This window comes from Streptomyces sp. S3(2020) (assembly GCF_013044505.1).
Taxonomy (GTDB): Bacteria; Actinomycetota; Actinomycetes; order Streptomycetales; family Streptomycetaceae; genus Streptomyces.
This window is the reverse complement of record NZ_JABERD010000027.1, coordinates 32,426-52,812: the sequence shown is the minus strand read 5'-3', so window position 1 is coordinate 52,812 and position 20,387 is coordinate 32,426. Positions and strand designations below refer to the sequence as shown.

The 20,387-nt window shown below is 70.1% G+C and carries 23 protein-coding genes; 7 read left to right on the top strand and 16 right to left on the bottom strand.

Features of this window, described 5'->3' with window-relative positions; translation table 11 throughout:
• Positions 1–137 precede the first annotated feature (137 nt).
• On the top strand, positions 138–1,295 hold the full coding sequence (locus HLK59_RS12015) for a hypothetical protein (RefSeq protein ID WP_171141369.1): 1,158 nt from the start codon (positions 138–140) through the stop codon (positions 1,293–1,295).
• Between the two features lie 28 nt (positions 1,296–1,323).
• On the opposite strand, the gene HLK59_RS12010 is transcribed toward HLK59_RS12015, so the two are convergent.
• The 3 genes from HLK59_RS12010 to HLK59_RS51925 all read right to left on the bottom strand — a co-directional run bounded on the left by HLK59_RS12010 (position 1,324) and on the right by HLK59_RS51925 (position 3,892).
• Positions 1,324–2,874, bottom strand: a complete 1,551-nt coding sequence (locus HLK59_RS12010) for a serine/threonine-protein kinase (RefSeq protein WP_171141351.1) — start codon at positions 2,872–2,874, stop codon at positions 1,324–1,326.
• Positions 2,871–3,662, bottom strand: a complete 792-nt coding sequence (locus HLK59_RS12005) for a serine/threonine protein kinase (protein ID WP_171141350.1) — start codon at positions 3,660–3,662, stop codon at positions 2,871–2,873. Before HLK59_RS12005 ends, HLK59_RS12010 begins: the two co-directional genes overlap by 4 nt.
• Before the next feature lie 95 nt (positions 3,663–3,757).
• Positions 3,758–3,892 (bottom strand): hypothetical protein, encoded by a 135-nt coding sequence (locus HLK59_RS51925; RefSeq protein WP_277349472.1) that lies wholly within the window; start codon positions 3,890–3,892, stop codon positions 3,758–3,760.
• Positions 3,893–4,096: 204 nt separating this feature from the next.
• Between HLK59_RS51925 and HLK59_RS12000 the strand changes: the two genes are divergently transcribed.
• Positions 4,097–4,360, top strand: a complete 264-nt coding sequence (locus HLK59_RS12000) for a hypothetical protein (protein ID WP_171141349.1) — start codon at positions 4,097–4,099, stop codon at positions 4,358–4,360.
• Between the two features lie 158 nt (positions 4,361–4,518).
• Here the strand turns inward: HLK59_RS12000 and HLK59_RS11995 are convergent, their stop codons facing one another.
• Together HLK59_RS11995 and HLK59_RS11990 are read right to left on the bottom strand one after the other, a co-directional pair.
• Positions 4,519–4,848, bottom strand: a complete 330-nt coding sequence (locus tag HLK59_RS11995) for an AzlD domain-containing protein (RefSeq protein WP_171141348.1) — start codon at positions 4,846–4,848, stop codon at positions 4,519–4,521.
• Entirely contained in the window at positions 4,841–5,524 is a 684-nt protein-coding gene (locus HLK59_RS11990; protein WP_171141347.1) for an AzlC family ABC transporter permease, read from the bottom strand. Before HLK59_RS11990 ends, HLK59_RS11995 begins: the two co-directional genes overlap by 8 nt.
• A gap of 62 nt (positions 5,525–5,586) precedes the next feature.
• On the opposite strand from HLK59_RS11990, the gene HLK59_RS11985 reads away from it, so the two are divergent.
• Positions 5,587–6,045, top strand: a complete 459-nt coding sequence (locus tag HLK59_RS11985; protein ID WP_171141346.1) for an Lrp/AsnC family transcriptional regulator — start codon at positions 5,587–5,589, stop codon at positions 6,043–6,045.
• 60 nt (positions 6,046–6,105) lie between these two features.
• Here the strand turns inward: HLK59_RS11985 and HLK59_RS11980 are convergent, their stop codons facing one another.
• A complete protein-coding gene (locus tag HLK59_RS11980; RefSeq protein ID WP_171141345.1) occupies positions 6,106–6,933 on the bottom strand; it encodes a class I SAM-dependent methyltransferase in 828 nt (275 codons plus the stop codon).
• A 179-nt stretch (positions 6,934–7,112) separates the two neighbouring features.
• Between HLK59_RS11980 and HLK59_RS11975 the strand changes: the two genes are divergently transcribed.
• From HLK59_RS11975 to HLK59_RS11960, 4 genes are all read left to right on the top strand, one after another.
• Complete coding sequence (locus HLK59_RS11975; RefSeq protein WP_171141368.1) at positions 7,113–8,618, top strand: serine hydrolase; 1,506 nt, start codon at positions 7,113–7,115, stop codon at positions 8,616–8,618.
• Positions 8,619–8,723: 105 nt separating this feature from the next.
• Positions 8,724–8,903, top strand: coding sequence for a hypothetical protein (locus HLK59_RS11970; RefSeq protein ID WP_171141344.1), 180 nt, complete (start codon positions 8,724–8,726; stop codon positions 8,901–8,903).
• Positions 8,904–9,164: 261 nt separating this feature from the next.
• A complete protein-coding gene (locus tag HLK59_RS11965) occupies positions 9,165–10,241 on the top strand; it encodes a right-handed parallel beta-helix repeat-containing protein (protein WP_171141343.1) in 1,077 nt (358 codons plus the stop codon).
• A gap of 43 nt (positions 10,242–10,284) precedes the next feature.
• Positions 10,285–11,340, top strand: a complete 1,056-nt coding sequence (locus tag HLK59_RS11960; protein WP_171141342.1) for a methyltransferase — start codon at positions 10,285–10,287, stop codon at positions 11,338–11,340.
• Positions 11,341–11,433: 93 nt separating this feature from the next.
• On the opposite strand, the gene HLK59_RS11955 is transcribed toward HLK59_RS11960, so the two are convergent.
• From HLK59_RS11955 to HLK59_RS11910, 10 genes are all read right to left on the bottom strand, one after another.
• On the bottom strand, positions 11,434–11,766 hold the full coding sequence (locus HLK59_RS11955) for a TcmI family type II polyketide cyclase (RefSeq protein ID WP_171141341.1): 333 nt from the start codon (positions 11,764–11,766) through the stop codon (positions 11,434–11,436).
• Between the two features lie 20 nt (positions 11,767–11,786).
• On the bottom strand, positions 11,787–12,266 hold the full coding sequence (locus HLK59_RS11950) for an SRPBCC family protein (RefSeq protein WP_171141340.1): 480 nt from the start codon (positions 12,264–12,266) through the stop codon (positions 11,787–11,789).
• A 1-nt stretch (position 12,267) separates the two neighbouring features.
• Positions 12,268–12,525, bottom strand: coding sequence for a phosphopantetheine-binding protein (locus tag HLK59_RS11945; RefSeq protein WP_171141339.1), 258 nt, complete (start codon positions 12,523–12,525; stop codon positions 12,268–12,270).
• 101 nt (positions 12,526–12,626) lie between these two features.
• On the bottom strand, positions 12,627–13,877 hold the full coding sequence (locus HLK59_RS11940; protein WP_171141338.1) for a ketosynthase chain-length factor: 1,251 nt from the start codon (positions 13,875–13,877) through the stop codon (positions 12,627–12,629).
• Complete coding sequence (locus tag HLK59_RS11935) at positions 13,874–15,142, bottom strand: beta-ketoacyl-[acyl-carrier-protein] synthase family protein (RefSeq protein ID WP_171141337.1); 1,269 nt, start codon at positions 15,140–15,142, stop codon at positions 13,874–13,876. Before HLK59_RS11935 ends, HLK59_RS11940 begins: the two co-directional genes overlap by 4 nt.
• Complete coding sequence (locus HLK59_RS11930; protein WP_171141336.1) at positions 15,139–15,600, bottom strand: cupin domain-containing protein; 462 nt, start codon at positions 15,598–15,600, stop codon at positions 15,139–15,141. Before HLK59_RS11930 ends, HLK59_RS11935 begins: the two co-directional genes overlap by 4 nt.
• Positions 15,601–15,667: 67 nt before the next feature.
• Positions 15,668–16,807 carry a SchA/CurD-like domain-containing protein gene (locus HLK59_RS11925; RefSeq protein ID WP_171141335.1) on the bottom strand — a complete coding sequence of 380 codons (1,140 nt, stop codon included), beginning with the start codon at positions 16,805–16,807 and terminating at the stop codon, positions 15,668–15,670.
• A 162-nt stretch (positions 16,808–16,969) separates the two neighbouring features.
• A complete protein-coding gene (locus tag HLK59_RS11920) occupies positions 16,970–17,632 on the bottom strand; it encodes a class F sortase (protein WP_171141334.1) in 663 nt (220 codons plus the stop codon).
• 122 nt (positions 17,633–17,754) lie between these two features.
• Positions 17,755–18,294: a hypothetical protein gene (locus HLK59_RS11915; RefSeq protein WP_171141333.1), complete on the bottom strand. Its 540-nt coding sequence runs from the start codon at positions 18,292–18,294 to the stop codon at positions 17,755–17,757.
• 214 nt (positions 18,295–18,508) lie between these two features.
• Positions 18,509–20,200, bottom strand: coding sequence for an FAD-dependent monooxygenase (locus tag HLK59_RS11910; protein WP_171141332.1), 1,692 nt, complete (start codon positions 20,198–20,200; stop codon positions 18,509–18,511).
• Positions 20,201–20,387 lie beyond the last annotated feature (187 nt).

Genomic DNA, 20,387 nt, shown 5'->3' with positions numbered 1-20,387 from the left:
GCTCCCTCCACAGACAGGAAGAGACGGCCTTCATGCGCCTGTTCCGCTCCACCCTCGGCAGTGTCCGCATCACGCGGGAGAAGGGCGTCCCCGTCGGTGAGCGGGGCGGAGCCGGACTCCACGACGAAAGGCATCACATGCGCAGACCCCTTCTCGCTGCCGCCGCCGCGCTCCTGCTGATCGGCGGTGTGGCAGGCTCCGCCGCCGCCGATGCCCCGGACCGGCAGCCGGCGCGCCCCGCCGCCGCGTCCGTGGTGGTGCCCTCCGGTGTCACGGCCGGGGTCGCCGTCTTCGACCGGCAGACCGGCACCTTCACCGAGGAGCTCAACCCGAGCGCCCGCTTCCGGTCCGCCTCGATCGTCAAGCTGCTGATGGCGCTGGACTACCTGTGGAACCGCGGCCCCGACTACACCGTGCCCGCCGCCGATCGGGCATGGCTGGAGCCGATGCTGCGCAGCAGCAAGGACAGCGCCGCCGACAACTACTGGTCGGACAACGGCGGTTCGGCGATCATCACGCGCATGGTGAAGAACCTCGGCCTGAAGGACACGGCGGTACCGCCCACCGGGTACGAGGGCTTCTGGGGCTACACCGCGCTCTCCGCCCGCGACACGGTCACGATCTACCGCTACCTCCTGGACACGGCGCCGGCCCCGGTGCGCGACTTCGTGATGGGCAACCTGCGTCAGTCCACCCGCTGCGCCTCGGACAAGTTCGACCAGCACTTCGGCATCGCCGGGGCGTTCCAGAAGCCGTGGGCGGTGAAGCAGGGCTGGTCGGGAAGCTCGTTCGAGAAGGGAACCTGCGGCACGCCGAGCACCACGAGTGCGAGTGCGACGGGTACGGCGAACCAGGCGGCGGCCGCCGCCGATGACGTGGATCTGACCCGGCCCGCGCTGCACAGCACGGGCACCGTCGGCACCAACGACCGTTCCATCGTGGCCGTGTTCACGCTGCATCCCGTCGGCACGTCGTACGGGAAGGCGTACACGGACATCGGCCGGCTGACCCGCTCGCTGAACGTCCCCGGAGCCACGCGGCCCGCGGGATGGTGGTACGGCACGTGGAGCGACCATGTGAACGTCCGCCCCGACCCCAGCACGGGCAACGCACCGATCAGCCAACTCCCCGCGGGCGTCGAGGTGTTGGTGGGCTGCCAGGCCCGGGGTCAGGTGGTCAACGTACCGCCCTACACCAACGACTGGTGGGCGTACCTCCCCCAGTACAACGGCTGGATCTCCAACATCTACATCAACTCCCCCGACAACAAGATGCCGGACGTCAAGGACTGCTGAGCGGGCCTTGAGCGACAGCTCCGCTTCCTCACCGCTCGTAGGCGGCGAGGTAGCGGAGCACCTTCTCGACGTGGGGCCGTACGCGTTCGGGGACTCCGCCCTCCGTGATGACCGTGCGGTCGCTCGTGCGGTAGCCGGCCGCCATGAGCGCGGGAAGATCCTTCGCCGGCATCTTCTCCTTCTTGAACTGCTGGTCGAGCCAGCACACGTACAGCGACATCGTGGAGATGGCGTCGGGTGGCGACATGTAGTCCTTGTCGCCGTCGCCGTCGCCGTCGACCGCCCAGGCCCGGAACACCGACGGCGTCCACATGGCGATGCCGAACTCCTCGCTCGCCGGGCGGGACGCGTTCACGTCGAAGCCGCTCTCCGCCTTGAGCATGGCGGCGAGAAACGCGGGCGTGACCTCCGCGTCGGTGCAGCGGTGGGCGGCCTTCACGATGACGGGTCGCAGCGCCTTGGGTACGTCGGAGTCCTCCGGGATCTCCCCGGCGGCGGCCGGGCTGTGCGCGCCGGTGACGATGGCCGGCGCACCGCGTCCCTGGTCCTCGTCGTCGTCGGCCACGCCTCCGCCGCCCCCGAGCAGCGCGGCCCCGGCGATGGCGGCGGCCGACACCGCGGCGAGCGCCACGGCGGCGACCGGCAGCAGGCGGCGCCGGCCACGCGGGCTTGCCAGTCGCTCGATGCGCGCGGACAGGTTCTCGGCGGTGTGGCGCAGCCGGCCGGCGTGGTCGGGTGCCAGGCAGTCCTCGATGAGCCGGCGCCAGCTGTCCTCGAGTCCGGCGTCCAGCCTCAGGGGTGCGGTGCCGCGGGCGTAGGCCTGGGCGGCGAGCGAGCGGGCGCGGGCGGTGGCGCCGGGGAACGGGTGGAGGCCTCCGGTGAGCACCTGGTGTGCCAGAACACCGAAGGCCCAGATGTCGGCGGTCGGCCGGACCATCGTCCCGTCCGCACCGGTGCGCTGGGACCACCACTCGGGCGGCACATGGTCGAGCGTGCCGAGCGGTGGCACATAGGCGTGGGTGCCCTCCAGTTCGGTCGCCAGGCCGAAGTCGGCGAGCCAGACCGCGTCGCCCGCGCCCAGCAGCACGTTGGCGGGTTTGAGGTCGCCATGCACCCAACCGGCGCCGTGCATATGGGAAAGCCCGGCGGCGACGCCGCGCAGGACCCGTACGGCGTCCGGGATCGGGCGGCCTGTCGGAGCAGCGTCCAGCACCTGCCGCAGACTGGCCTCGGCGCGGTCCATGACGAGCGCGATGGCACCGTCCAGCGCGGGCAGGTCCGGCGCGTCCACCGTGCACACGGCATGGGTCCGTACCAGGTGGGGGTGGTCCGCCTCGGCGCTGAACCGCACCTCGCGCGCAACCAGTTCACCGAGCGCGGCACGCTGACCGGGTGCCAGGGCGCCGGTCGGCAGCACCTTCACCGCCGCGATCGTGCCGTCGGCGACCGCGCGGGCCTCGTACACGGTCCCCCAGCCGCCCGACCCGATGACGGCGTCCAGTTCCCAGCCCTCGATACGGAATCCCGCCGGCAGACGCGGTGCTTCGAGAGCGCCCTCTTCGGCGCCTGAGGACGTCATGCGCCGCTCTCCTGAGGGACGGGCCGTCTGCGGGACGGCAACAGGGTGAGATGTTCCTCGCGCACCAGGCCGAAGCGCAGCGCGAGCGAGGCCAGCCGGGCACGCTTGGCGCCGGTACGGGCATTGCCGTCCGCACCCGGCTCCTCGCCGACGTCGAGGCGCAGTTTGGCGAGGGCCAGATAGTCGATGTGGTAGTTCACCGCGGAGCGGGTCAGGCCACGACAGCTCTCCAGCGGGCGAAGCCGCTCCGCGATGTCGCCGGCGCCCGGCAGTGCGCCGTCCGAGGGGTCGCGCAGCCGCGGCTCGCACAGGGCCACCAGCACCAGGAAGTACTTCGCCGTCGCGTCGAGCGCGTAGGGATGCACGGTCAGCTCCCCCGCGCCGGGCGAGGACCGCTCGTCCAGATAGGCGTGCTGCGGGGCGAACACCTTGAAGTCGACGGTCCCGCTCAGCGCCGGCAGGACGACCCGGGAGAACTCGAAGGGGATCGGCGCCGCGAGCCGGCCGGGCGCGACGGTGATGTACTCGCCGGCGCCCTCCAGGTTCTCGACCGCGTACGCGGTGTCGCGGCTGAAGTTCGACAGCCGCCAGTAGTCCTCGGCCGCCTCCAGCCGCCCCGCCCGCCGGGAGATCCCGGGGTCGGGCAGGACGATGGCGACCTCCCGGCCGGGCAGCCCCCGCCCGAAGTCGGCCACGTCGCCCGGTCCCATGCGCAGCAACTCGGGTCCGCCGACGTCGACTTCACCCGGACGCGACAGTCCGGGCGGCTGCACGATGATCGTTTCCATTCAGTCTTTCCCCCGATGTGGTCGCCAGGATTGTAGAGGCGGTTCCGCTTTCCGCCGACCCGGCGTCTCCGCACGGGGCAGGGCGCGTCTCTCGGTCACAGTCGCCGCTTCGCCGCCTCGTCCACAGCCGACACGTCCCACGCGACCGGTGCCGTGAAGGCTTCCATGGAGCGTTGGTCACGGAGCGCGGACTTCTGGTCAAAAGCCGCACAGGTGACATCGTTGTCCATGCCCGGCACCGCATGCGGGCCGATTCCAGGGGTGAGAACGCGAGGCACGCCCACTAGGACGAACGGCCGAACGTCTCGGTTCCCGGCCCTTCATTCACTTCCGCAACACCGCGGGTGGACCCGGTGACCGGCCCCTCTTCGACGGCTACCTTCGTGGTACGGCAACGACAGAGGCGGACTGCGGAACAGACACGGGGGCCAACTATGAAACGGTCATGGGGACTTGGCGCGGCGGTGACCGTCGGGGCGGCGGCACTGTTACTCACGGGTTGCAGCAATCCGACGGACTACACCGAGATCGTCACGTTCACCGACGAGCACGGTCGCGTCTGCACCGCTGCGGTGGTCGTCGACCAGGACCAGAGCGAGGGCGACGACTACGAGGTCTCCAGCCTCGACTGCGACTACCCTCCGGAGGGCCGCACGCCCGGACCCACCCGCTACTCCCCCATGCCCGAGCGGGACTGACGGCCGCCGGCTCCAGGACGATCGCGCACCACCCTGGAGCCGTCCTCACGCGGCCAGGCCTGAGTTCCCAGCCGCAGGTCGCGGCGGCACCGCCCATGAGCACGAGCCTGATCTGCGACGCCGGCCCTCCGCGCTGCGGTTCCACCCGTAGCCGTGACTCAGTGGGTCAACACCGTGCTGGTCAGGGCTACATGGACGGCCGTGCCGCCGAAGATGCTGAGGAGGGCGTTGCGGCGCCACAGGTGCAGGCCGGTGGTGACGGCGAGGGCCGCGAGCGGGGCCAGGGCGCGTGGTTCGGGGAGGGGGAGGTCGCGCAGGCAGTAGGCGACCAGGATGAGCATGACGCCGGCGGGCATACGGGTGCCGAGGTACTGGACGGCTGCGCTCGCACGCAGCGGGGCGAGCGCGGCGAACGGCAGGGCGCGCAAGGCCCAGGTGACGGCAGCGGATATGAGTACGGCGGCGATGGCGTAGCGGGTGTCAGGCATGGCTCGGGCTCCTGGCGGACAGGAAGTGGCGGGCGAGGAGCCCGGCGGTGAACAGGACGAAGGCGGCCGGCAGCATCTGGCCCGGACAGAGGATCCGGGCGGCCACGGCGCTGAGGAGGGCGAGTGCCGGGGTGGGCAGGTCACCGCTCAGATCCTTGAGGGCGTCGAGGGCGAGGACGGTGAACAGGGCGGTCAGGGCGAAGTCCAGGCCGGTGACACCGTCCGGGATGAGGGAACCGAGCAGCGCTCCGGCGGTCGCGCTGGCGGCCCAGTACAGGTGCATGAGGAGCTGAAGCCACAGGACGCGCCGGCCGGACCAGGACCGAGCCCTGTCTCCGGCGGTCAGGGCGTACGCCTCGTCGCTCAGCGCAAAGGTGCTGTACGCCTTGCCCAGGGGCCCCCTCACGCGGTGCAGGGGGAAGGACAACGCGTAGAAGACGTGCCGGATGTTCACCATGAACGCGGTCCCCGCGATGGCGACCGGTGGTGCGGCGGCAGTGACCATGCCGATCAGCAGGAACTCGAAGGATCCGCCGTAGATCAGCGCGGCGGACAGGGCGGCCCACCACCAGTCCAGACCTGACTGGACGGCCAGCGCACCGAAGGCGAGGCCGAGCGGGACGAATCCCAGTCCCACCGATGCCGAGTCACGGAAAGCGGAAGAGCTTGTGGACATGCAGATATTTTAGAAAACATCCGTGCTCATATGGTTGCCGATTATGGCTCTATGATCTTCCCATGAGCAATGAAGTGCGCCTCGATGCCGTGGATCGAGACATTCTGTTTCATCTGCGCGAGGACGGTCGGCTGACCAACGTCGAGCTGGCCAAGCGGGTCGGTCTGACCCCGCCACCCTGTCTGCGCCGGGTCAAGCGCCTGGAGGAGGCCGGTGTCATCGCCGGCTACCGGGCCGTCATCGATCCCGAAGCCCTGGGCCAAGGACTGGAGGTGCTCGTCGACGTCGAGGTCAGCGCCACCGACCGCAGGACCTTCGAGGATTTCGAGAACACCGTGGCCTCCTACGAAGAGGTCATCGAGTTCCGTCGCATGTACGGCCGCCCCGACTACTTCCTCCGCGTCGCCGTGGCCGACCACGCCGCCTACGAAGCCTTCCTCACCGGCAGACTCAGCGGCCTGCCCGCCGTCCTGCGCCTGGAATCCCACCTCACGATGAAGAAGATCAAGACGACCGGGTGATCTCGAGGTCGCGCATCGGACGGTCTCGTCGAGGTGTCCCGAAGGGGCCGGTACCCGATCTCACCCGGCGCGTTGCCCGACCCGGAGGACGCTCAGGTAGCGGCGTGAGGCTCGGTCGTCCATGCGCGTGCGGATGCGCTCGGCGATGGCGTCGAGCAGGGGCTCACGAACGTCGGGATCGAGTTTGCGGTACAGCGACAACGAGCGGAGGTGATCGGCGAAGCCGTCGCCGTCGAACCACTGGACGGTGGGGTACCGGCGCACGATCACCGGACCGAACAACTCTCCGGGACCGTCGACCAGGCCCCAGCCTTCGTCGGTGGCACGTACGTCGTCCTCCAGCGGCGGGTGACCCCAGTCGGGGTTCCCGGGGCAGAACCGCTCGTGGAGGTCGGCGGTCTCGGCGTAGACCTCCGGTTCTCCCGGCCTGCGGACGACGACGTTGCCGAGCAGTGCCGTCCAGCCTCCGGGGTGGAGCACGTCGTGCGCTCTCTGCCAGCCGATCGACGGGTCGACCCAGTGCCACGACGACGCGGCCACGAGGACATCGAAGCGTCGGCCGCGATCGTCCCACTCCTCGAACGTCGACGTCTCGACCTCGACGTCACGGAAGGCGGCGATCCGTCGGCGGGCGAGCGCTGCCATGTCCGCGCCGGGCTCGACAGCGGTCACCTGGCATCCGAGTGCCGCCAGTGAGCGCGTCGCCTGACCGGTACCGCACCCCACCTCCAGCACCGGCGACCTTTCGTCCATGCCGGTGATGGCGGCGAGATCCGCGAACAGCTCGTCGGGGTAGCCCGGCCGGACCCGGTCGTAGAGCTCCGGCACGTCGTTGAACACTCGGCCGAGTTCGCGTTGGTTCCGGCGCGTCTGCGGATCATCGGTCACGAACGCACAAGCTATGAGACCAGGCCGCGAAGACGCCACTGGTTAAGCCTCGCAGGTGAGCACACCATGCGGGTCGTACGGCGCCTGCGCGCGACAGATCTCGCCGCGCGTCCTTCAATGGAAAAGTGAGCACTCTGCGATGGATTGCCGCAACTGGCCTGACGGCACTGCTGGGCACCATGGCACCGGGCCCTTCACCGCCCCCGGCCCAGCCTCCGCCCCAGCTCGACGACGCAGAGGTCCAGCGGGCCGTCGATCAGCTCGACGGTGTGGTCCGGGCGGCCATGAAACGCACCGGGACACCCGGCGTGGCCGTGGCCGTCGTCCACAACGGCAAGGTCGTCCACCTCAAGGGCTATGGCGTGCGCAAGGCCGGCGAGAAGGCGGCTGTCGACGCCGACACCGTCTTCCAGCTCGCCTCGCTGTCGAAACCGATCGCCTCCACCGTCGCCGCCGGAGCGGTGGGCGTCGAGGGCTGGAGCGAGCCCGTCGCCCCGAATGTGCCGGACTTCCGTCTCAAGGATCCGTGGGTCACCTCGCACGTGACGGTCGCCGACCTCTTCTCGCACCGCAGCGGCCTTCCCGACCACGCCGGAGACCTCCTCGAAGATCTCGGCTACGACCGCGCGTACATCCTGTCCCACCTGCGCTACGAGCCACTGACACCGTTCCGCGCCGGCTACGCCTACACCAACTTCGGTCTGACGGCCGCCGCACAGGCCGTCGCGGACGAGAAAGGCGTGACCTGGGAGAAACTCGCCGCCGACACCCTCTACAAGCCGGCCGGCATGGACTCCACCAGCTCCCGCTTCGAGGACTACGCGAAGGCCGCCGACCGCGCCTGGGGCCACGTCAAGACGGACGACGGCACCTGGAAGGCGGAGTTCGTACGGGATCCGGACGCGCAGTCCCCCGCGGGCGGCGTCAGCTCCTCCGCACGGGACATGGCGACTTGGCTACGGCTTCAGCTCGCTGACGGCAAGCTCGACGGCAAGCAGATCATCGACGCCGATGCCCTGGAGCGCACCCACTGGCCCGAGGCTGTCGCCTCCCCGCCCCGCGCCCCGGCCGGCCGGACCGGCTTCTACGGCCTTGGCTGGAACGTGAGTTACGACGACGAGGGCCGACTCAGGCTGTCGCACACGGGCGCGTTCGCTCTGGGCGCGCACACCAACGTCACCATGCTGCCCGGCGAGCAGTTGGGCATCGTCGTGCTGACCAACACCTCACCGGTGGGGGTCGCCGACGCCGTCGCCCTCGACTTCTTCGACATCGCGCAGAAGGGCGAGGTCAGTCGCGACTGGATACCCCTCGTGGACGCGGTGTACCAGCAGCAGGAGGACGCGGGCCGGTCCGAGACCGACTACGCCCACCCGCCCTCCGATGCCGCGCCCGCCAAGGCCGCCGACAGCTACACCGGCACGTACGACAGCGACTACTACGGTCGGGCCCGGGTCGTCGCCGACGACAACGGCGTCCTGACCCTCCGGCTGGGTCCCGAGCCCCAGTCGTACCGGCTCACGCACTACGACGGCGACACGTTCAGCTTCGAGACCGCGGGGGAGAACGCGGTCGGCCGGACCGGGGTGTCCTTCGCCCCCAACGGGAAGTCCTTCACGGTCGAATACCTCGACAACGAGGGACTGGGCACGTTCACTCGCCGAGGCCAGGGGCCGGGCGCGTAGCACGTAGCGGACGAAGGCTGTCGGCGAACGGCCGTGTTTTCCCGCGACTTGGGGGCATCCGGACGGCAAGCAGACGACGGACCCCGGACCGAAGGGACGGCTACCTTGCTCGCCATCGTTTCCGCAATCCTGTTCTTCCTCGCCTTCCTGATCAACGCGGCGGAGATCTCCACGAACGACGTCTTCAGCTCGACCAACGTGATGTTGCTCGGGCTGACCGCTCTGGCCCTGCATCTCGCGGGCATCGGCACCGGGTGGTCCGCACGCGGCGGCCGCAGGCGCTGAAGCCGTCCCCGGTGTCCGTACTCACGGCGGTGGCGGTCCTGTTCGGCGCGGTGGCGCGCCGGCGGCGGCCTCCACACCGACACCAGCCCGGGTTTCATCGAGGACGCGCCGACGCGTGGTGACGGCTCACCATCTGACCTGACCCGTCCCGGCGGCGCCTCACATCACGGGGTCGGCCGGTTTGCCGGCGAGGCGCCATGACACGCCGCCGGATGGTCTATCGGGACCGTTCACGGTCATTCGGGTCATAGCGTACAGAATATGATGAAACTTCATATCGCCTCCCTGGCGTGTGCGACAGCGATCACCGGGGCGGGGCTCTGTGCCGCCCCGCCGGTCGCTGCGGACCACATGATCCACGTGGTCTTTCCAGGGGATTCGATCCAGACGGCGGTGGACACCGCCAAGCCGGGAGACACCGTTCTCCTGACCCCCGGCACGTACCGCCAGAGCGTCAAGGTCACCACACCCGACCTCACCCTGCGCGGCATGGGCCGCACCACGGTCCTCAAGCCGGCCGCGACGAAGCCGGCCACGACCAGGGCGGCCGAGAGCTGCGGCGAAGGCGGCAACGGCATCTGCGTGGTCGGGAAGAAGGACAAGGACATCGAGGGCGTCACCATCGCCTCGCTGACCGTGACCGGCTTCAGCAAGGCCGGAGTGTTCGCGGTCGGGACCGACGGGCTGACCGTGCGGAACGTGACCGCGGTGGAGAACGGGGTGTGGGGGATCGCCCAGGAGCGTTCCGTCCGCAGTGTGCTCCGCAAGAACACCGCCCGGGACAACGGCGACGCCGGTCTGTTCCTCGCGAACACCGTCAGGTCCGAGGAGGGCGCCACGGACACCGAGGGAACGGTGGTCGAAGGCAACCTCCTGGAAGGCAACCGGATCGGTGTCACCGTCCGGCGTCTGCGGAACCTCACCGTCGCGCACAACCGCATCAGCGGCAACTGCGCCGGCGTCTTCGTCGTGGGCGACGAGAACAAGCCGAGGGCCGGCGCGCTGACCGTACGCGACAACCGCATCGCGCGGAACAACAAGTCCTGCCCGAAGACCGCGCGGCTCGACGCGCTCCAGGGCTCCGGCATCGTGCTGACCGGCGCCGAGGACACCCTGGTGACGAGGAACCGGGTCACGGACAACGCCGGCGCCTCCTCGCTGTCGGGCGGCATCGTCCTGTTCAAGAGCTTCGTGGGCACCACCAGCGTGCGGAACCGGATCACCGACAACGTGCTGGAGGGCAACGCCCCGGCAGACCTCGTCAACACGGACACCGGCGAGGGCAACACCTTCCAGGGCAACTCCTGCCGGGCCTCCCAGCCCTCGGGGCTCTGCTGAAGGCCATGGGGTCGCTCATGAACTCGACGAAGGAAGACGGCACATGACGACTGCGCAGACCACCAAGACATCATCGACCACCCAGACCGCACCGCCGCCGTCCATGCGGCTCAGGGAGCTCGTGTTCGGGGCGGCATGTGCGGCCGCCCTCCGCGCGGCGGCGCGGCTGAGGGTCGCCGACGCCCTCGGTGACACCCCGCTGGCCGTGGAGGAGCTCGCGGCCGCGGTGAAGACCGAACCGAAGCCGCTACGACGCCTGTTGCGAGCCCTGTCCTGCTACGGCATCTTCACCGAGCGGCCGGACGGGACGTTCACCCACACCGAGATGTCCCGGCTGCTGCGCGAGGACGATCCGCACAGCCTGCGCGACATCGCGCTGTGGTGCACCGAGCCGTGGACCTGGGACGCGTGGCCGAAGCTGGACGAGGCGGTCCGCTCCGGCCGTAACGTCGTAGAGGAGCTGTACGGCAAGGAGTTCTTCCCCTACCTCAACGAGGACGCCCCCGAATCGGCCGACGTCTTCAACCGGGCCATGACGACGTCCAGTGTGCAGTCCGCGCGGGACGTCGCCCAGTTCCTGGATCTGTCGGGGGCCACGTCCGTCGCCGACATCGGCGGTGGGCAGGGGCATGTGGTGGCGAGCCTGCTGGAGAAGTACCCGTCGCTCCACGGCACTCTGCTCGACCTGCCGCGTGTGGTGGACAACGCCGACCCGCGGCTGCGGGCGGGAGGCGCGCTCGCGGACCGCATGCGCCTCGTGCCCGGTGACTGCCGTACGGCGGTCCCGGTCCGGGCCGATGTCTACGTCATCAAGAACATCCTGGAGTGGGACGACGACAGCACGACCCGCACCCTGCGCAACGTCATCGAGGCGGGCGGTCCCGGATCGCGCGTCGTGGTCATCGAGAACCTCGTCGACGACACGCCCTCGATGCGGTTCAGCACCGCCATGGACCTGCTGCTGCTCCTCAATGTGGGCGGTGCCAAGCACACCACCGCCAGCATGGTCGGCCGGCTGACGGAGGCGGGCCTGGTCATCGACGACGTCAGCCCGGTCAACCCCTATCTGCACGCGTTCGACTGCACCGTCCCCGGGTGACCGACTCCCCCGGACGGAACACGCAGACCGCCGGTCGCCGGGCACGCAGTCCTCGCGTGCCCGGCGACCGACGGTTCGTGTTCGTGCGGTGGTTCAGGAGGGGGCGTCCCGCTCCCAGCGGTAGAAGCAGCGCGCCATCGCGTCCTTCGGGGAACGCCAGGTCGCCGGGTCGTACGCGGTGACGTACGCCGACAGCCGTTCGCTGATGTCCCGGAACTCGGGGTGCCCGGCCGCCTTCGCGATGGCCGGTCCGGGGTCCCGCTCCGACTCGATGAGGTGCAGATACACGTCGTCGAACTGGAAGAGACTGCGCCGGGCGACTCCCACGAGGTGCGGAAGCTCTCCACGGTCCGACTCGTCGAACACCTTGGCGATGTCGAGGGCCGACTCCGGTGCCATACGGGCGACGATCAGGGATTGGTGCATGGTCCTGTCCTCCGTCCGGATCAGTCGGACAGCATCGGCGCGGGCCGGCGCTCCATGGCGGCCTGCTCGATGCGGTCCCGGATCAGTGCCATCTGGACCTTGGAGTTCCGGTTGATGTTGTTCGTCATCCAGTCGTCGTCGACCGGCGCGTCCGGTTTCATCGCGAAGTCCTGGGTCCACACCATCCGGGTGCCGTCGAGCACCTTCTCGTACTGCCACACGATGTTCATGTAGGCGAAGGGCCCGGTCTCCACTCGGCGGGCCCGCACGCTGAGGGTGTCGCGGTCCGGCTCCCGCTCCGAGACCCAGCTCCACACCTTGCCGTTGTCGTCGGGGTGCATGGTGAGCCGGAAGGTGGTCCGGTTCCCCTCCTGGGAGAGGATCTCGGCGGAGGCGTACTCGCTGAACAGCTGCGGCCAGTTCGCGACGTCGTTGGTCATGTCCCAGACCAGGTCGAGCGGCGCGGCGACGGTGATCTCGTTCTGTGTGTGTCCGGCCATGTCAGGCTCCCGCCAGAAGCGCGCTGTTGACGAGTTCGAGGAACTGCTCGGGACTCTTGCTCTTCTCCGCGTCGGGGGGCATGGGTGTGCCGTACCGGTTCTCCAGCTCGCCCACGATGCCGAGCAGCGCGAGGGAGTCGATGCCGAAGGCGTCGAAGCCGGAGTCGTTGCGCCGCTGGAGTTCCTCCGGGGCAACGGTGACTCCGGCGGACTTCTTCATGAGCCCGGCGAGCTCTTCCACGGTGATTCGGTCACTCATGCGGTTTCTCTCCCTGCTTGGTGTCGGGTGCTGTGTGTCGGGTGCTGCGTGATGGGTGCTGCGTGATGGGTGCTGCGTGATGGGTGCTGCGTGATGCCTCGTCACGAGGCTTCGCCGGCGCCGAGCCGTAGCACGAGCGCCGAGTTCGACCCCATGAGTCCCCGGCTGAGGACCAGCGCCGTGCGCAGTTCGGCGGCACGGGCGCGGGAGGTCACGAGGTCGAGGTCGTGGCAGGGGTCGAAGACGTTGGGGGTGGGCGGGATCAGACCGTGCTCCAGCGCGAGCACCGCCGCGGCGACGTCCAGCACGGGCGCCGCCGAGTAGCTCCGGCCGATGGCGGTCTTCGGCGCGGTGACAGGGACGCGTCTGCCGTGCGCGCCCAGCGCGTCCGCGATCGCCAGCGCCTCCGCTCGGTCCGCCTCCGGTACCCCGAGGGCGTCGGCGAAGACCACGTCGATGTCCTCGGGGGCGCAGTCGGCCTCGTCCAGGGCGCCCCGGATGGCCTGGGCCAGCCCTTCCCGGGACTGCTCCCAGCGGGAGGCTCCGGTGAAGGTCGACGCGTGGCCCGCCAGGGTGGCCCGTACGGACGCGCCCCGTCCACGGGCCGAGGTCTCCTCTTCCACGACGAGCATCGCGCCGCCCTCGGCAGGCACGAAACCGCAGGCCGTGGCGGTGAAGGGACGGTAGGCGCGGTCCGGGTCCTCGACGGCGCTCAACTCCTCGTAGCCGAGCTGGCAGACCATCGAGTAGGGGGCCAGTGGCGCCTCGGTCGCACCGGCCACGATCACGTCGGTGCCGCGCCGCACGGCGCGCGCCGCATGCGCCAGAGCGTCGAGGCCACCGGCCTCGTCGGCGGCGACCACCCCGCACGGGCCCTTGAAGCCGCGGCGAATGGAGATCTGGCCGGTGCTCGCGGCGTAGAACCAGGCGATGGACTGGTACGGCCCGACGTAGCGACTGCCCTTGTCCCACAGCTGCTGCAGCTCCCGCTGCCCGAACTCGCCGCCACCGGAACCGGCCGCGGTGACCACGCCCACGGAGAACGGCGCGGCGTCCGTGCCGGCCCGGTCGAGGCCGGCGTCGTCGAGCGCCTGGTCGGCCGCGGCCATCGCGAAGTGCGTGAACCGGTCGGTCTGGACGAGGTAGCGCTCCTCGACCACGGACGGCGGGTCGAAGTCCCGGACCTCACCGGCCACCCGCAGCGGCAGGTGCCCACATCCTTCCCGGGTGATCCGGTCCAGGACGCTGATGCCCTCCCTGGTCGACTTCCAGAAGGTCTCGGCGCTGGTTCCGTTGGGCGCGACCAGTCCGATGCCGGTGATGGCCGCGCGCCGAGGATGCGGTTCCCTCATCGTGTCTTCTCCCTCGGCAGGTTCATGATCACCGCGGACTGGAAGCCCCCGAACCCGCTGCCCACGGAGAGCACGCTGTTCAGCTTTCGCTCGCGGGCGATGCGCGGGACGTAGTCCAGGTCGCACTCGGGGTCCGGGGTCTCGTAGTTCGCGGTGGGCGGGACGACCTGGTGGGTCAGGGCCAGCGCGCAGGCGACGAGCTCGATCGCACCGATCGCGCCGAGCGAGTGGCCCACCATGGACTTGATGGAACTCATCGGCGTGTCATAGGCGTGCGCGCCCAGGACCTGTTTGACCGCGGCCGTCTCGTGCCGGTCGTTCTGCTGCGTGCCCGATCCGTGCGCGTTGACGTAGTCGATCGCCGTGGCGTCGAGCCTGGCCTGGTCGAGGGCGTCCTCGATGGCCCGGGCCATCTCCAGGCCCTCGCTGGTCAGACCGGTCATGTGGTACGCGTTGCCGAAGGTGGAGTAGCCGCTGATCTCGCAGTACACATGCGCGCCGCGGGCCAGCGCGTGTTCCAGCTCCTCCAGGACGAGGACCGCGCCGCCCTCCCCCATGACGAACCCGTTGCGGTCGGCGTCGAAGGGCCGTGAGGCGTGGGCGGGGTCGTCGTTGTTCGGGGAGGTGGCCTTGATCGCGTCGAAGCAGGCCATCGTGATCGGTGAGATCGGGGAGTCGGAGGCGCCGGCTATGCACACGTCGGCCCTGCCCTCCGCGATCGTGTGGAACGCGTACCCGACCGCGTCGAGCCCCGAGGTACAGCCGGTGGAGACCGTCTGCACCGGCCCGCGTGCCTCGAACCGCTCCGCCACCGCCGAGGCGAGGGTGCTGGGCGAGAACGCCCGGTGCAGATGGGGGGCGGCCTCCCGGTGGTCCACGTCCCAGCGCTTGCCGCGCTCGCTGACCAGCACGTAGTCCTGCTCCAGCCGGGTGGTTCCGCCGACCGCGGTGCCCAGGGACACCCCGACCCGCCACGGGTTCTCCACGGCGAGGTCGAGGCCGGAGTCCCGTATCGCCTCCTCCCCCGCGACCAGGGCGAACTGGATGTACCGGTCGCACCGGGCGACCTGCTCCGCGTCCAGACCATGGGCCGCCGGGTCGAAGTCGCACTCGGCGGCGATCCGCGAACGCAGCCCGGACGGGTCGAAGAACGTGATGCCCCGCGTCGCCGTACGTCCGTTGGACAGGAGATCCCAGAACGCCGGTATGCCGATGCCGTCCGGGGCGACGACACCCAGGCCGGTGACCGCCACGCGCCTCGTCATGAAGGAACCTGGGATCGCTCGGCTGTCCGTCCCGCACCTCCGTGGGCCGCCTCCACCACGATCGGTACGCCGTCGGCGTCCTCGGTGTCGACATGGCCGAGCGGCGGGCTCGGGGCGAGCGGGCCGAGGTGGAAGACCATGCGGGCCTCCACCTTGCCGACGTTGCGGAAGCGGTGGCGCATGTGGGCGGGGATCAGGAGGCCCTGCTCGGGCTGGAGCGGGTGGGGCTCACCGTCCAGGTCCACCTCCAGTTGCCCGCAGAGGACGTAGATGAACTCCTCGGAGTACGGGTGGTAGTGCTCGGCGATGCGGTCGCCGGGCTGGATGATGGCCACGCCCATGAAGCCGCTGGTCGAGCCGACGGTGGTGGGGGTGAGCAGGGCACGCAGGTCGCCACCGCGCCGAGTGTTGGGCTCGACCTCGCTGACATCCACGATTCCGGGATGGCGGTTGTTCACGACGTTCCTCCGAACATGTGCAGCATCGACAGGGGGGCGCGGCCGTCACGGCCCGGGTACCGGCGGATCAGGCGTCGGGAGCTCGACGGTCGGTGACGAGGTCCATGCGGGAGCCCGTCAGGAGGCGAGCGTCGATCGCCGCACCGTCCGCCCCGAGGGCTCCGCCGTCGAGGAGTTCCGCCAGCTCGGCCGCCTCGGAGCGATCCGTGAGAACGGCACTCGGGTCGGCGTCGAGGCCGCCGCGCAGGTCGACCAGCCGTACGACGACGTCGTCACGCTGGAAGATCGTGCTGCGCAGCACCGAGCCGCGCGGATCGTCCGCCGCCGCCTCGTCCTGGCGGGCCAGCAACTCGGCCAGCCGCATCCCGCACCCCTCACGGGCCGGGTAGTACAGCGCGTGCCGCACCGCGTCCGGGCTCTCCTGACCTGCCGTCACATGGTGTACGGCGGGCAGTGCCGCTCGGGTGAAGAAGACCCGGGCGGACTCGGGGTCGTCGAGGTCCCTGTCCTGTTCCAGATAGGGGTTGATGGCCTCCTCGACGGCCCGCACCTCGGGCTGCTTGGCGACGTGGCGCAGCGCGGCGAGCAGGTCGCCCCGCACCTCGATGGCCCGGACCACCCGGTTGCCGTGCATGAACAGGGAGGTGCGGCACAGCTGGGTGGTGTCGTCGACCCTCGGCTCCGGTGATGTGTACCCGGCCAGGATCTCGGCCACGGTCGCCTCGCTGCCCGGCTTCACCGTGAAGGTGAGCGCGTGCCGGATCAGCCCGTCGCCGATTCTCGGTGCCCCCTGGAGCCGACGCGCGCCGGGCTCGGTCTCCGCCGCCGGACCGCCGGTCTCGCGGACGATGTGGAAGCGCAGTGACCTGGTGTCCCGGACACAGCTGTGCAGTGGCTCCACCATCCGCACGTGTTCCTCGCTGTTGACCCAGGTGAGGAAGGGCGGGGCGCTCTCCCACTCGCTCGTGATGAGCCATTGGGAGGGATTCTCGATGGACTGGCACAGCTGGTCGCTGACATGCCCGGGGACGGACGCGACCTGGTTGCACAGCTGCTCGTAGGCCTCCAGGAACTGCTGCTGGGCACCGTCGTAGACGTCCACCAGCAGGACGACGCGAAGCGGCGAGCCGTCGAACACGGACTGGGAGACGCGTTGCGACGCCTGTCGCATCAGAGATTCCGAAACACGTTCGGACGTGGTGGTCATACTGCGCACATCTCCTTCGTGGGGGCGGAAGCGGACGGATCTCAGTCACGTCGATATGCCACCGACATGCCTCGATGCGTTCGATCCTGAGCCCGCTCCCACAAGCGCGCGACTCGTATGCCACTGCCCGGGTGACCTGCGGCCCGGGAGGCCGGGGCCGCCTCAGGTGAGGTGGGCGAAGACCACCAGGTTGTCCGTGTAGTCCCGGACCGTGCGGTCGTAGTCACCCGCACAGGTGATGAGCCGGACCTGCGCCTGGGCCGTGTCGGCGTACACACGCCGGCTGGGGAAGTCGTCCTTGTCGAACGTCTCCACGCTGTCGACCACGAAGGACGCCGTGCGTCCGTCGGCTCGTCTGACCTGGAAGGCATCCCCCTTCTCCAGCTCTCCGAGGTCCGCGAAGACGGCCGCCGACGTCGCCGTGTCGACGTGTCCCGCGATGATCGACGTGCCCGCCTCGCCGGGGGACGCTCCCTTGGCGTGCCAGCCGACGAGGTTGGTGTCGGCGGCCGGGGGCGGTTCGAGCTGCCCTGTGCGGCCGATGGCGAGTTCCGTGAAGGGGGCGTCGACGGAGATCTTCGGAATGAGCAGGCGTACCGGCCTCGATCGCGGCAGGTGCTTCCCCGCGGGCTGTGCGGCCGGCGGAGCGGGCGCGGCGGTGTGGGCGGCCCGCGACGGGCGGGGGGCGGCGGACGATTCGGTGTCGGACGCGGTGTCGTTGCCGCCGAACAGGCTGATGGCGAGCACCAGGGCAGCCGCGGCGCCGATCACCATCGCCTTGGTACGGGACGGGTTGTCTGCGGGGGAAGAGGGACGAACTGCCATCGGACACGACCTCACCAGGGCACGGCAGCGATTGGGACGAGGGGCGGAGCACGGGGAAAGCCGGCGGGGCCGCCACGCGGCAAGAGCGTGGCGGCCACAGCGGCTATCGCATCCGGCATGGGTCAGGCCACGCTTCCGGCGGTCTTCTTGCGGCGCACCGAGTACAGACCGGTGCCGATGACGGCCAGGACGGCCAGCCCACCCGCGGTCACGGCCGGCGAGGCCAACGCGCCACCTCCGGTGTGCATTCCGCCACTGGGCTTCTCCTCCTTGCTCCAGGAGTCGCCGCCGTCCTCCTTGCTCCAGGAGTCGCTGTCGTCCTTGCTCCAGGAGCCCTCGTCCTGCTTCCCGCTACCGGAGTCCTTGCCCTGCTCCTTGTCCTTGTAGGTCTCCGGGTCGAACTTGGGGTCCTTCGCGGTGTCCGAGCCGTCGGCGTTCACCGCGGTCAGTGCCCCGCCACCGGTGTGCATGCCACCGCGCGGCGAGTCGTGGCTGCCGTCCTTGCCGTGCTCCTTGTCCTGCTCCTTGTCGTGGTCCTTGCTGTACGAGGAGTCCGTGTGGTCCTCCCAGTCGTTCCCGGCCGCGAAGGCACCAGGGGCGGCGCCGAGAACGAGGACGGTCGAAGCCGCCGCGGTGGCCAGGAGCATGCGCGCAGAGTGCATCTGACGTTCCCTCCGTCGGGGGGCGGACAGCTGGCACTTCGTCAGCTGATGTGACCCGCCCTCGACGTGATCCACCGTCAGTCAGCTGACCTGCCGTCACAACTCGGGACGATCACACGGGTGAATCCGCCCGGGTCCCGGCGGGGCGAAGTCGCGACCGCATGACACGGCCGGCCGACCCTGTCGAGGGGTCGGCCGGCCGTGTCGCCCGAGGTCAGACCGCTGCCAGCAGCGTGGTCAGGACCTGGCGCAGTACCGACTCGGCGTCCGGGTCCGGCCCTGCGGACCGCCAGGCCACGAACCCGTCGGGCCGGACAAGTACGGCACCACCGGGCTCCGTTCCATGGACGGCCGACCAGTCCGTGTCGCCCTCGGGCGTCAGCTCGGCGTCGGAGGCGCCGCCCACCCGGTACGACATCAGCGGGACGGACATCGCTTCGGCGAGCCGAACGGCGGCCTCGTGCCAGCCACTCGGGTCATCGGCGTCGCTGAGCAGGACGAACGACCGTTCGTAGAGATCGAGGGTGGAGATCCGTTCGCCTCGGTGACGTACCGCCAAGTGGGGTGCCCTGCTGCCGGGTTCGCCGGACAGGTCGAAGCGTTCCGGTACGACCGGCGCCGCGGGGTCGGTGCCGACGACGGCGCCCTGCGGATAGCGGTAGCCGAGGACCACGTTGAGGATGCCGCGCTGGGGGCCACCACCGCCGGCACCACCGCCACCGCCACCGCCGCCTCCGCCCATGCCGGGCGGTGGTGCGAAGCCGGGGTGGCTGTGCTCGACCGACCGTGCGGCGGCGCGCGCACTGGTCGCCTCGGCCACCGGGCGCCGCTCGGCGTCGTAGGTGTCCAGCAGCCCCTCCCCCGCCCAGCCGCCGAGCACCGCGGCCAGTTTCCACGCCAGGTTGTGCGCGTCCTGGATACCGGTGTTGGAGCCGAAGGCCCCGGTGGGGGACATCTCGTGGGCCGAGTCGCCGGCCAGGAAGACCCGTCCGGCCCGGTAGCTGCGGGCGACGCGTTGGGCGGCGTTCCAGGGAGCCTTGCCGGTGACCTGCACATCGAGGTCGGCCACTCCGACCGCACGCCTGATGTGCTCGACACACCGCTCGTCGGTGAAGTCCTCCAGGGTCTCGCCCTGTTCGGGGTGCCAGGGGGCGTGGAAGACCCAGTTCTCGTGGTTGTCCACGGGCAGGAGCGCGCCGTCGGCTTCCGGGTCTGTCAGGTAGCAGACGATGAAACGCCGGTCGCCGACGACATCGGCGAGGCGGCGGGACCGGAAGGTGATGCTGACGTTGCTGAAAAGGTCGCCACGACCGCTCTGCGCGATGCCGAGCTGCTCGCGGACGGGGCTGCGGGGACCGTCCGCCGCGACGAGGTAGTCCGCTCGGATGGTGGTGTGCTCGCCCGTCTCCCGGCTCTTGACCACCGCGGTGACGCCGGAGGGACCACTGTCGAACGACAGCAGTTCGGTCCCGTACCGCAGATCGCCGCCGAGCCGCTCGGCGTGCTCGAACAGCACCGGCTCCAGGTCGTTCTGACTGCACAGGCACCATGAGCTGGGGCTGAAGCGGGCCAGCGCGCCGCCCGCGTCGATCTCCTTGAAGAGCCACTCGCCCGCGTCGCCGACCAGGGTGGGTGTCTGGAGGATCCCGTGGTTGTCGTCGAGCGTGGCGGCGGCCTCCCGGATCCCCGGCTCGACACCGGCCGCCCGGAACAGCTCCATCGTGCGGACGTTGTTGCCGCGTCCACGCGGGTGGATGGAGGTGCCGGCATGACGCTCCACCAGTGTGTGGCGTACGCCCAACCGGCCCAGGAACAGCGAGGTCGACAAGCCGACGAGGGAACCGCCGACGATGAGGACCGGGACTTGATGGGTCGTGTGGTCGGATTGGCCGTCTCTTTGGTTCAAGGCTCGCCTCCAGCGCGTCGTGTCCGTCGCCTCGGCCGGGTACGGCCGCGAGCCACATGCATGCCCCGCGACACGAACGCGGGCCCAAGCTTCACCCACTCAACTCGCCCGGTTCGCCGAGTCGGCGGACACGTCCACGGTCCGTCCCCCTCCCCCGTCACAGGCGGGGGAGCTGCGTCTGCTGCCC